Genomic DNA, 12,161 nt, shown 5'->3' with positions numbered 1-12,161 from the left:
GGCCCCGCATCGCTGCGAGGCCGGTCAACAACCAGACGTCAACAATCAATTATTGATGACATCCGCGTCCTTGGGCATGACAAATTTAAAGTGATTGGCAGACAAGGTAGGGTTCTTCTGGAAATTCTTGAACGATAGCACCGACGTCTGGCCGAACGAATCGCGCAATTCCATCGCTTCGGGCAGGCCGTTGCGCAAGCCGATGCTGATTTCGTCGAACGTCGTGTCCTTGGCTTTCGGCGTGGCTTTCAGCCATTCCAGGCCATCGCGCGTGCCCGCTTCGGCCAGGGTGAAATTCTTTTCCAGGTCGTTGCTGCCGAACAAAATCGCCGCTGGCGAGGAACCGAGCGCGTCGCCCAGTTTCTTCACCGTCACCTGGCTCAGGTCCTTGTCGTAGATATACAGCTGCTCGCCATCGGCTTGCAGCAGCTGCTCGTACGGCTTCAGGTAAGTCCAGATGAACTTGCCCGGACGGGCGAATTCAAAAGTGCCGCTGGCCGGTGTCGACACTTTCGCCTTGCCGCCCGCGTCCGCCTTCTTGACCTGGCGCTGCACGAATTCGCCCTTGGCCGACTTGGTACCGGCCGCAAAGCTCTTGAATTGCTCCAGGGCGCTGGCCGAGGCGCTGGCAGCGAACAGCAGGCTGCAAGCGATGCCTGCCGCGCCGATCACCATTTTTGCTGCGAAAGTCTGTTTCTTCATCATTCTTATTGCCCTTGTTCGCTACTTGCCGCCGGCACCAGGATTTCCCGGTTGCCATTGGATTGCATTGTTGAAACCACGCCGCTCTGCTCCATCTGCTCGAGCAGACGGGCCGCGCGGTTGTAGCCGATGCGCAAATGACGCTGCACCAGCGAAATCGAGGCACGGCGGTTTTTCAGCACCACCGCCACCGCCTGGTCGTACAGGGCATCGGCCTCGCCGCCGCCCTCGCCCGGCACGCCGCCTTCGGCGCCATCGCCTTCCAGGGTGCCGCCTTCGAGGATGCCCTCGATATAATTCGGTTCGCCCTGCAGCTTCAGATGGCTGACAACGCGATGGACTTCTTCATCGGACACGAACGCGCCGTGCACGCGCATCGGCAAACCGGTGCCGGGCGGCATGTACAGCATGTCGCCCATGCCCAGCAGGGTTTCCGCGCCCATCTGGTCGAGAATGGTGCGCGAGTCGATCTTCGACGACACCTGGAAAGCGATACGCGTCGGAATGTTCGCCTTGATCAAGCCCGTGATCACGTCTACAGATGGGCGCTGCGTGGCCAGAATCAAGTGCAGGCCGGCGGCGCGGGCCTTTTGTGCGATACGCGCGATCAATTCCTCGACTTTTTTGCCCACCACCATCATCAGGTCGGCCAGCTCGTCGATGATGATGACGATGGTCGGCAGTTTTTCCAGCGGCTCGGGCGAATCCGGCGTCAGGCTGAATGGATTCGGGATATGTTCTTCGCGCTTTTTCGCGTCGGCGATCTTGGCGTTGTAGCCGGCCAGGTTACGCACGCCCATCTTGCTCATCAGCTTGTAGCGGCGTTCCATTTCGTTGACGGCCCAGTTCAGCGCGTGGCCGGCCTGGCGCATGTCCGTCACCACGGGCGCCAGCAAGTGCGGAATGCCTTCGTAGACGGACATTTCCAGCATCTTCGGATCGATCAGGATCAGGCGCACGTCGAGCGGGTCGGATTTGTACAGCAGCGACAGAATCGTCGCATTGATGCCCACGGATTTACCGGAACCGGTAGTACCGGCCACCAGCAAATGGGGCATCTTGGCCAGGTCGGCCACGACGGGCTTGCCGGCGATATCCTTGCCCAGCGCAATCGTCAGGCTGGATACGCCATCGTTATACACCTTGGAGCCGAGGATTTCCGTCAGGCGCACGATCTGGCGCTTGCTGTTCGGCAGTTCCAGCGCCATGTAATTTTTGCCGGGGATGGTTTCCACCACGCGGATCGAGGTGAGCGACAGCGAACGGGCCAGGTCGCGCGCCAGGCCGACGATCTGGCTGCCCTTGACGCCCGTGGCCGGCTCGATTTCATAGCGCGTCACGACAGGGCCGGGGTAAGCGGCCACTACCTTGGCATCCACGCCAAAGTCAGACAATTTCTTTTCGATCAGGCGGCTCGTGAATTCCAGGGTTTCCACGGACACCGTTTCCACCACGGGCGGCGCTTCGTCGAGCAGGGACAGGGGCGGCAGCTTGCCGTCGCCCAGGTTCTCGAACAGATGGGCCTGGCGTTCCTTTTCCACGCGCTCGGATTTCACCACGGTGACCACTTGCGGCTCGATCTTCACGGGCGGCGCGGCCACGTGCTTTTCCACATGCTTGGCGCGCTCGATGACCACCACTTCATCGCGGCGCACGGCAGCCACTTCGCCCTGACGGCGGTCTTCGCGGTCCTGGTAGCGCAGCACGAACCAGTTGAATGCGTCTTCGATGGCGCCGCCGATGCGCTCGGCCACTTGCAGCCAGGACACATGGAAGAACAGCGAAAAGCCCAGGCCGAACAGCAGCAGCAGTAATAAAGTGGCGCCGGTAAAGCCGAAGGCCACGTGGGCCGAGTGGCCCACCAGCTGGCCCAGCACGCCGCCCGGGTCACGCGGCAACTGCACGTGCAGGCTTTTCGCCATGCGCAGGTATTCGAGGCCCATGCTGCCGATCAGCATGATGGAGAAGCCGACGATGCGGATCAGCATCTCGACATGGTGCTCGCGCTCGGCCTCCTCTTCTTCCAGCAGGAAGCGCTTACTCAGGCGGCGATAGCCATTCCATACGGTGCGCAGCAGCCAGACACACCACCACCAGGCGGAAAAACCGAAGATATACAGCAACAGGTCGGACAGGGTCGCGCCCAGCTTGCCGCCCAAGTTGGCCACCTTCTCGACGGAGGTGGCGTGCGACCAGCCTGGGTCGAGCTTGTTGAAGCTGGCCAGGATGAGCACGAAGTACAAGGCAAACGCGGCCAGCGCGAACCAGCGCGCCTCGGACAGCAGCCGCACCAGCCGGTTGGGCAGGGGCCGGCGCTCGACCGGTTTACGGGTGTAACTATTCTGTGTGGCCTGGGCTGGTTTAGTCATTCTGGGAAGCGCTGCAAGGTGATAAATGTTACTGAAAGGGAATTTCCCATAATAAGGAGGTATTCTAAGCCATATATGGCGCCGACGGCCCCACGATTCGTCGCCACAGGCGGCTTGGTCTATAATCCGGGATTGCTTGCGCAAGCGCAATACGCCCTTGTTCTTCGCGCGTATGCCCCCAATTCGGATAGACCCCACTCATAGAGAAGCCCTATTATGACCACTACCAAACACGCCCGCGTCTTGATTCTCGGTTCCGGCCCCGCCGGCTACAGCGCCGCCGTTTATGCCGCGCGCGCCAACCTGAACCCGATGCTGGTTACCGGCGTGGAACAAGGCGGCCAGCTGATGACCACCACCGACGTGGAAAACTGGCCAGGCGACCCGATGGGCGTGCAAGGCCCGGATCTGATGCAGCGTCTGCTGCAGCACGCCGAGCGTTTCAATACGGAAATCGTGTTTGACCACATCCACACCACGTTCCTGAATGAAAAGCCGATCCGCCTGAAGGGCGACAGCCACGAATACACGTGCGACACCTTGATCATCGCCACGGGCGCGTCCGCGCAATACCTGGGCCTGCCATCGGAAGCGGAATTCATGGGCAAGGGCGTATCCGCCTGCGCCACCTGCGATGGTTTCTTCTACCGCAACCAGGAAGTGGCCGTTGTCGGCGGCGGCAACACGGCCGTCGAAGAGGCGCTGTACCTGTCGAACATTGCCAACAAAGTCACCCTGATCCACCGCCGCGACAAGTTCCGCGCGGAAGCGATCCTGATCGACCGCCTGAACGCCAAGGTTGCCGAAGGCAAGATTGTGTTGAAATATAACCACACTCTGGATGAAGTGACGGGCAACGAAGGCGGCGTGACGGGCCTGAACATCAAGTCGACCATCGACGGCAAGGTTGAAGCGCTGTCCGTGCATGGCGTGTTCATCGCCATCGGCCACAAGCCGAACACAGGCATCTTCGAAGGCCAGCTGGACATGCACAACGGCTACATCAAGACGAAAACTGGCCTGGAAGGCATGGCCACGGCCACCAGCGCACCGGGCGTGTTTGCCGCCGGCGACGTGCAGGACCATATCTACCGCCAGGCCATCACCAGCGCCGGCACGGGTTGCATGGCAGCACTGGACGCCCAGCGCTACCTGGAAGGCCAGGAGTAATCGCCGCATGGCGTCGATGAAAGACTTTGCCGACCTGAAAGCGGTCAGCAAGCAGCTCAAGGAGCAGGCCGATGCGCGCGCTCAGGCTGAAGCGGAGCGTGCCAAGCAGGTCAAGGTGCAGGCCGTGGAGAGCAATCTTTTCAAGGCCAGCATCGGCGGCGTCAAGCGCCTGCCCGAGTCCGACCGCTACGTGCCCAGCCTGCCCAAGACGGGCGCCATGGCGCCCCAGCAGCCGGCGCGCAAGTTGTCGCCGGAAGAGGACGATGCGGCCGTGCTGCGCGAGTCACTGTCGGACTTGTTTGAAGTCGACCATTACCTGGAAAACGATCCGGCCCTCAACTATGCCCGCCCCGGCGTGGGGACGGACGTGGTCAAGAAGATGCGCAAGGGCCACTGGCCTATCCAGGATGAGCTGGACTTGCACGGCTTGCGCCGCGACGAGGCGCGCGACGGCATCGGCGCCTTTTTGAACCAGGCCACGCGGCGCAAGCTGCGCTGCGTGCGCGTGATCCACGGCAAGGGTTTTGGCTCGAAAGGCCAGGAACCGGTCTTGAAATCCATGGTGCACAGCTGGCTCGTGCAAAAGGATGAAGTCATCGCCTTTTGCCAGGCGCGCCGCTCCGAAGGCGGCGATGGCGCGCTGGTGGTCTTGCTGTCCGCCGCCCTGCAGCCCATCCGCTAGGCTTGCCAACAAGAAAATACAATTCAGTCACACGTTCCACACTGCACACGGCCCCGTTTGTCACCATTCGGGGCGTGTCATGTTAACCTGTGACAATTATTTCCTGTCCTCGCGCTCCGCCCATGATGCCACCCCAATTGCCGCCTGGCTCGCTGATCAAGATCATTGAGGTCATCGCTATCCTGGTGGGCGCCTTTTCCGGTTTCATCGAAGCGCGCCGCAAGCGCATGGACCTGGTGGGCGTGTTCGTCGTGGCCTTCATCACGGCGTTTGGCGGCGGCACCTTGCGCGACATCCTGCTCGACAAACGGCCCCTGTTCTGGGTCTCGCACCAGGAATACGCCATTCTGATCTTCGTGCTGGCTCTGACGGCCGCGCCATTGATCCAGCATTTGCGGCAAATCGTCTCGGAACGCCTGATCGTCGTGGCCGATGCCATCGGCCTGGGCATGTTCGCCATCGCCGGCGTGGCCGAAGCGACGCGCGCCGGCATGCCGCTCTTCATCGCCTCGATGATGGGGGTGATTACGGGAATCTTTGGCGGCGTGATGCGCGATATCGTCTGCAATGAAGTGCCGATGGTGTTTCGCGACGGAAAACCGTATGCCATCTGCGCGTTCTTCGGCTGCTGGGCTTATCTGCTACAGATGCACTTCGGCGCCGAGCACGACTTCGCGCTATGGACCAGCGCCAGCGGCATCACCATCCTGCGCCTGATCTGCTGGAAATTCGACATGCGGCTGGGGCGCTGACAGGCCATCCGGCAACATTCTTGGTGGCGCATGTCGGCTTACGCGCTGGCGCGCTAAGCCGACCTACGATTGCTGGAAATTCCACATGCGGCTGGGGCGCTGACGGGCAATTCGGCGGCTTTATTGGCTCGGCAGCGTCGGCTTACGCGCTGGCGCGCCAAGCCGACCTACGGCCAGATGCGCGATACATCGCGTAGGTCGGATTAGGCTCGAAGAGCCGTAATCCGACAACATTGCTGGCCTGAACTTATACGGCGTCCGGGCCCGTCTCACCGGTGCGGATACGAATCACCTGCTCCACGTCGCGCACGAAGATCTTGCCGTCGCCGATCTTGCCCGTGCGGGCCGCCTTGATGATGGCGTCGACCACCAGTTCCGACACGCTGTCATCGACCACCACTTCGACCTTGACCTTCGGCAGGAAGTCGACCACGTACTCGGCGCCACGGTACAGCTCGGTATGCCCCTTCTGGCGGCCAAAACCCTTCACTTCCGTCACGGTCAAGCCCGTCACGTTCACATCGGCCAAGGCTTCGCGTACTTCGTCGAGCTTGAATGGTTTGATGATGGCTGTAATCTGTTTCATGGCTTTCTCCTTATTAATAATCGACAATTCTTCACCAAGTGGCTTAACGGGACCCCGCAAAACCGTAGCGAGCAAGTTCAATACCGGGTTGAGTAGCGGAGCCGTACTTTGAGTACGGTGAGCAACGGATGCCCGGTAGTGAGCTGCGCAGTAGGTTTGGCGGGGTTCCCCTCGTTATTCGTAGAACTTCGAGGTAATCGGATAACGCCAGTCGCGGCCAAAGCCACGGTGCGTGACGCGGATGCCCACGGGCGACTGGCGCCGCTTGTATTCATTGATCTTGATCAGGCGCGTGATTTTCGCCACGTCGGCCGGCGGGTAGCCTGCCTCGATAATGTCGGCGATCGGCCGGTTTTCTTCCATATACATCTGCATGATGCCATCGAGTATTTCATACGCTGGCAAGGAATCCTGGTCCAGCTGGTCGGCGCGCAGTTCGGCCGACGGTCCGCGCGTCAGGATGCGCTCGGGAATCACGTTTGAGATGCTGTTGCGGTACGCGCACAAACGGTACACCAGGGTCTTGGCAATATCCTTGATGACGGCAAAGCCGCCCGCCATGTCGCCATACAGGGTGCAATAGCCGACGGCCATCTCGCTCTTGTTGCCGGTCGTCAGCACAATGCTGCCGTGCTTGTTCGACAAGGCCATCAGCAAGGTGCCGCGGATGCGCGCCTGGATGTTTTCTTCCGTCGCGTCTTCCGCCAGTCCGGCGAATTCCCCGGCCAGGGTGGCGCGGAAGGCATCAAAAGTTTGCTTGATCGGAATTTCATCGTAGCGTACATCGAGGCGTTTTACCATGTCGCGCGAATCGATCCACGAGATATCGGCCGTAAATTGCGATGGCATCATGACGGCACGCACCTTGTCGGCGCCCAGCGCATCGACGGCAATGGCCAGGGTCAGGGCCGAATCAACGCCGCCCGACATGCCGATCAGCACGCCAGGGAAACCGTTCTTGCCGATATAGTCGCGCACGCCCAGCACCAGAGCCTGGTAGACCTGCGCTTCCGTGGCCAGCGGCGCGGCCAGCGCTTGCGGCACGGGCATGGCGCCGTCGAAGTCGACCAGCTGCAAGTCTTCCTCGAAGTGGCGCAGCTGGGCGCAAATCGTGCCGGCCGCGTCCATGACGAAGGAATCGCCATCGAAAATCAGCTCATCCTGGCCGCCGACGAGGTTGGCATACACGAGCGCCATGCCTTGCGCGCTGACGTTCTTGCGCATGGTGTCATAGCGCAGGTGCTGCTTGTGCATGTGGTAGGGCGAGCCGTTCGGCACCAGCAGCACTTGCGCGCCGGCCGCGCGGGCGCGCATCGGCGCGTGCTCGAACCACGTGTCTTCGCAGATATTGATACCGAAACGCACGCCTTTCACGCCAAACACGAAAGCCTGGTCCGACGACGTGAAATAACGCTTTTCATCGAACACGGTGGTGTTCGGCAAGTCGTGCTTGCGGTAGGTGCCCAGCACTTCGCCGTTCAGCAGCACGGAGGCGGCATTGTGGCGCACGCCCTTCTCGTCCTGCAGGGGCAGGCCCACCACCACGTGCAAATCCTTGAACTGGGCCAGGTCGGCAGCCAGCCCCGCAAACGCTTCCTGCGTTTTTGCGTAGAATGCATTGCGCAGCAACAGGTCCTCGGGTGGATAGCCGACCAGCGACAGCTCCGGCGTGAGCACGATATCGGCGCCCGCTTCAAAGGCGCGGCGGGAAAGGTCGAAGATCTTGGCACGGTTGCCGGCCAGATCGCCGACCGTACTATTCATTTGAGCAATTGCGACTTTGACTGTCATGATGATGGATATTTCGCTTATTAAACAAGACGGTGGCGCACAGGCCGGTGGTGGCGCCCCGAGAGTGATGAATGCACACTACAACAATGAATTATCGCACGGCTATCGTCTCTACCCTGGCTGAAATTGGCGAAGCGGCCTGGTCGGACCTGCTGGCGCGCCAGTCGGACGCCAAGGCGGAGGCCAAGGCGGAGGCCAAGGCGGAGGCCAATCCCTTCCTCTCCTACGCTTTCCTGCACACGCTGCACGAATCGGGCTGCGCCAGCGCGGACACGGGCTGGCAGCCGAATTACCTGGTGCTGTGGCAAGGCGATGTGCTGGCCGCCGCCCTGCCTCTGTACCTGAAGCTGCACTCGTATGGCGAGTACGTGTTCGACTGGGCCTGGGCCGATGCGTATCAGCAGCATGGCCTGGAATACTACCCGAAACTGTTGTCCGCCATTCCCTTTACGCCCGTCAGCGGCCCGCGCCTGCTGGCCCGCGATGGCGAGGCGCGCGCCGCCCTGCTGGCCTTCCTGCAAGCCCAGCAGCAAGCGGCCGAAGTCTCGTCCACGCATATCCTGTTCCCGCCGGAAAGCGAGGCGCGGCAACTGGCGGCGGCCGGCTATCTCTTGCGTAGTGGCGTGCAGTTTCACTGGCTCAATCCCGGCTACACGGACTTCGAACAATTCCTCGCCACCCTGGAGCACAAGAAGCGCAAGAATATCCGCGCCGAACGGCGCAAGGTGATTGAGGCGGGCGTGGCCATGCGCCAGGTGCGCGGCGTCGATGCGAAGGATACCGACTGGCAGCTGTTCCACCGCTGCTACAGCAACACTTATGCGGAACACCGCTCGTCGCCGTATCTGTCGCTGGATTTCTTCCGCCGCATCGGCGCCAGCATGCCGGACAATATCCTGCTGGTGATCGCCGAACGCGAAGGCCGGGCGATTGCCGCCTCGCTGCTGATCCACACCAAGGACACTTTATATGGCCGCTACTGGGGCGCGCTGGAGCACGTGCCCTGTTTGCACTTCGAGACGGCGTATTACCAGCCGCTGGAGTTTTGCATCGCCAACGGCATCGCCACTTTCGAGGGCGGCGCGCAGGGCGAGCACAAGATGGCGCGCGGCTTCCTGCCGCAAAAGACCTGGTCCGCCCACTGGCTGGCGCACCCGGCCTTCGCCGATGCCGTGCAGCGCTTTTTAGAAAGGGAACGGGGCGGCATTGATGCCTATCTCGATGAGTTGAACGAGCACAGCCCGTTTCGCGCCCCATCGCCCCCATAATGCAACAACGCTCCCGGCCGGCTGGCGGGGAGCGCTGTCGGTCACGCGCACCTGAAGAGCATCAGGCGGCCGAGCGTCCCGCGCCGGAACCGAAGGCGCCGTCCTTCTTCAGTTTATAGGCGCGCCATGCCAGGCTCAGCAGCAAAATGCCTGTCAGCAAGGCATACACGCCGATCATCCACACGAGGGCGAACGTGCCTGCCGCAGGGAATGCCAGGATCAGGATGCCGAAGACGATGGAAATGATGGCATTGAGCACCAGCAGCCATTCGCCCTGGATGGCCTTGCGCAAACGGATCGCCAGCACGATATCGAACACGCCCGAGATCAGGGCATTGACGCCGATCATGACGATCAAGGCAAACGTCGTCAGCAGCGGGTAGATGATGGTCAATATGCCCACGGCCAGGCCGCAGATGCCCAGCAGCAGCAAGGCCCACCAGTCGCCGCCATGCTTGCGGTTGCTGAATGCACCGACGACAGAGGCGCCGCCGCCGAGCAGCGCATACACGGCAAACACGGTCAGCAGGGACAGCACCGTCACGCCAGGCAAGACCAGGGTGATCACGCCAAAGGCAACGGCCGCCATGCCACGCAGGGCCAGGACCCACCACGAGCGCATCAATAAATGCTCAGCATACATACCATCTCCCGTTCAAAATCATTACAAAGTTAACTTTTCGATAATATTTTTGGCGTAGGCCTGCCGTGCCATCCATCGGAAAGAGTTATGTTGTGGCAATAAAAAAGCGCACCCGGCCATCATAGCAGGGTGCGCTTTTTACTTGCACACGACAGAAAACCGGCGGCTGTCCGCCGGCTCCGCGGGAAATGACTTGCTTAGGAAGCTGCTTTTGCGGCATCCGCCTTGTAAGCGGCGACGCCGCCAAGGATTTCTTCCTTGGCCACTTCAGGACCGTACCAGCCGTCGATCTTGACCCATTTGCCTTTTTCCAGATCTTTGTAGTGCTCGAAGAAATGCTGGATCTGGCGCAAGCGCAGTTCGTTCAAGTCTTCCGGCTTTTGCCAGTGGCTGTAGATCGACAGGACTTTATCGACTGGCACGGCCAGCACTTTCGCGTCTTCGCCCGACTCGTCGGTCATTTTCAGCACGCCGATAGGACGGCAGCGCACGACCACGCCAGGGATCAGCGGGAACGGGGTGATGACCAGCACGTCGACCGGGTCGCCGTCCGGCGACAGGGTGTTCGGCACGTAGCCATAGTTGCACGGGTAGTGCATGGCGGTACCCATGAAGCGATCAACGAAAATCGCGCCGCTTTCCTTGTCGACTTCGTACTTGATCGGATCGGCGTTCATCGGGATTTCGATGACGACGTTGAAATCGTTCGGCAGGTCGCGGCCGGAAGAGACGTTATTCAAACTCATGGGATTCCTCATTAGCGGGTGGTGTTGTAACCGCGTAATTATAGCGAAGTACAGGCCGCTTGTGCGATGCAGCAGCAGCCTGCACGCGTTTCGCGCAGCTAGCAAGCAACATTGCCACAGTGACACAACGGCACGCATGGCCATGCCAGGGTACGCTTTGGAAGAACTCTTCAATACAAGCGTGTTTCCCTTGCGCACCGGTTGCCGCCTGGCCGACAATCGCGGCATGCAACTAGCTCAAGACCAGTGGTACCCCGTCCTCGACAGCGTCGAACTCAAAAAACAGCCGTTGGGCGCGCAGCGCCTGGGTCGGCGCCTGGTATTCTGGCGCACGGCTGACGGCAAGCCGCATGCCCACCCGGACCGCTGCCCGCACCTGGGCACGGCCCTGAGCGCGGGCAGCATTCATGGCAACAGGCTGGTGTGTCCTTTTCACGGCTTTGCCTTCGATGGAGACGGGCGCTGCGGCCACATCCCCGCCAACGGCTGCGCGCGCAAGGTGCCGAAGGCGATGGCCGTCGACAGCTTTCCCCTTGCCGAGGCGCACGGCTTCATCTGGCTGTGGCTGGGCCAGACGCGGGAAAGCTATCCGCCCCTGCCCTTCTTCGAACAGTTGCAGCAGGGCTGGCAGTACCGCACCGAAATCGTCGACTGGCCCGTGCACTACACGCGCGCCATCGAAAACCAGCTCGATGTGGCCCACCTGGCGTTCGTGCACCGCAGCACCATCGGGCGCGGCGGGCGCAGCTTTGTCGACGGCCCGTATGTGGAAGCGGATGCGCAAGGCATCCGCGTGTGGACCAGCAATGCGCCGGACCAGGGGCAGGAACACCGCAGCCAGGCCGAACTGGCGCAGGCAGCGCAAGGCAGGGAACCCAGCCTGCAGCTGCTGTTTCCCGGCACCTGGCTGCTCAACATCACGCCAGGATTAAGGAACTTCATCGCCTTCGTACCCATCAACGAGCACACGGTGCGCTATTACCTGCGCTTCTACCACCGCGTGCGCGTGCCCGGCCTGGCATGGCTGTTCGGACGCCTGATGGGCTGGAGCAACCGCATCGTCCTGAACCAGGACCGCCGCGTGGTGGTCACGCAAACGCCGGCCAACAGCCTCGATGCAATGGACGACCGCTTTATCGAAGCGGACCGCGCCATCATCGCTTACCGCAAACAGCTCGCCCGCCTGCTGCAAAATAAATAGGCGGCGCGCCGATATTATCTGGGCAGGCCGCGCAACAGATAATCGGCGAGCGATGAAATAGAATAAGTATAAACACGTAGGTAATATTACCGACTTCCTGCATTAATACCTGCCGCCTCGCCGCACGGCCATCCCGACATTACCATGTGATAAACATGGTTATTATTGAACGCATTGCATTTCTTGCAGCCATTCATGGCAACTGTCTCAGCCCGCCGCTTCCCGTGCCAACGCATCGCGGGGCGCCACGC

Annotated in this window: 11 protein-coding genes; 5 read left to right on the top strand and 6 right to left on the bottom strand. The window is 61.1% G+C overall.

All coding sequences use genetic code 11. The features are described from left to right. Positions 1-45 precede the first annotated feature (45 nt). Positions 46-705 (bottom strand): outer membrane lipoprotein chaperone LolA, encoded by a 660-nt coding sequence (lolA, locus tag JaAD80_RS05935; protein WP_102293325.1) that lies wholly within the window; start codon positions 703-705, stop codon positions 46-48. Positions 706-707: 2 nt separating this feature from the next. Further along, positions 708-3,071: a DNA translocase FtsK gene (locus tag JaAD80_RS05930; protein ID WP_102293324.1), complete on the bottom strand. Its 2,364-nt coding sequence runs from the start codon at positions 3,069-3,071 to the stop codon at positions 708-710. A gap of 216 nt (positions 3,072-3,287) precedes the next feature. Here JaAD80_RS05930 and trxB point away from each other — a divergent pair, with 216 nt between their 5' ends. From trxB to JaAD80_RS05915, 3 genes are all read left to right on the top strand, one after another. Beyond that, positions 3,288-4,241 (top strand): thioredoxin-disulfide reductase, encoded by a 954-nt coding sequence (trxB, locus tag JaAD80_RS05925; RefSeq protein WP_034758671.1) that lies wholly within the window; start codon positions 3,288-3,290, stop codon positions 4,239-4,241. A gap of 7 nt (positions 4,242-4,248) precedes the next feature. Then, positions 4,249-4,923, top strand: a complete 675-nt coding sequence (locus tag JaAD80_RS05920; protein WP_102293323.1) for a Smr/MutS family protein — start codon at positions 4,249-4,251, stop codon at positions 4,921-4,923. A 122-nt stretch (positions 4,924-5,045) separates the two neighbouring features. Further along, positions 5,046-5,675, top strand: coding sequence for a trimeric intracellular cation channel family protein (locus JaAD80_RS05915; RefSeq protein ID WP_102293322.1), 630 nt, complete (start codon positions 5,046-5,048; stop codon positions 5,673-5,675). 247 nt (positions 5,676-5,922) lie between these two features. Here JaAD80_RS05915 and JaAD80_RS05910 read toward each other — a convergent pair whose 3' ends face one another. Together JaAD80_RS05910 and JaAD80_RS05905 are read right to left on the bottom strand one after the other, a co-directional pair. Further along, the gene (locus JaAD80_RS05910) at positions 5,923-6,261 is read right to left on the bottom strand and encodes a P-II family nitrogen regulator (RefSeq protein ID WP_034758685.1); all 339 of its coding nucleotides are present in this window, start codon (positions 6,259-6,261) and stop codon (positions 5,923-5,925) included. 174 nt (positions 6,262-6,435) lie between these two features. Next, complete coding sequence (locus JaAD80_RS05905) at positions 6,436-8,052, bottom strand: NAD+ synthase (RefSeq protein ID WP_102293321.1); 1,617 nt, start codon at positions 8,050-8,052, stop codon at positions 6,436-6,438. Positions 8,053-8,138: 86 nt separating this feature from the next. Between JaAD80_RS05905 and JaAD80_RS05900 the strand changes: the two genes are divergently transcribed. Continuing rightward, positions 8,139-9,320, top strand: coding sequence for a GNAT family N-acetyltransferase (locus tag JaAD80_RS05900; RefSeq protein ID WP_102293320.1), 1,182 nt, complete (start codon positions 8,139-8,141; stop codon positions 9,318-9,320). A 61-nt stretch (positions 9,321-9,381) separates the two neighbouring features. Here JaAD80_RS05900 and JaAD80_RS05895 read toward each other — a convergent pair whose 3' ends face one another. Next, positions 9,382-9,963, bottom strand: coding sequence for an HdeD family acid-resistance protein (locus JaAD80_RS05895; RefSeq protein WP_258002826.1), 582 nt, complete (start codon positions 9,961-9,963; stop codon positions 9,382-9,384). 197 nt (positions 9,964-10,160) lie between these two features. Beyond that, entirely contained in the window at positions 10,161-10,709 is a 549-nt protein-coding gene (gene ppa, locus JaAD80_RS05890) for an inorganic diphosphatase (protein ID WP_102293351.1), read from the bottom strand. A gap of 226 nt (positions 10,710-10,935) precedes the next feature. On the opposite strand from ppa, the gene JaAD80_RS05885 reads away from it, so the two are divergent. After that, a complete protein-coding gene (locus JaAD80_RS05885; protein WP_180979319.1) occupies positions 10,936-11,910 on the top strand; it encodes an aromatic ring-hydroxylating dioxygenase subunit alpha in 975 nt (324 codons plus the stop codon). Positions 11,911-12,161: the final 251 nt, after the last annotated feature.

Origin of the sequence: Janthinobacterium sp. AD80 (assembly GCF_002878455.1) — a bacterium.
Classification (GTDB): Bacteria; Pseudomonadota; Gammaproteobacteria; order Burkholderiales; family Burkholderiaceae_D; genus Janthinobacterium.
This window is presented reverse-complemented; position numbering and strand designations above follow the sequence as displayed.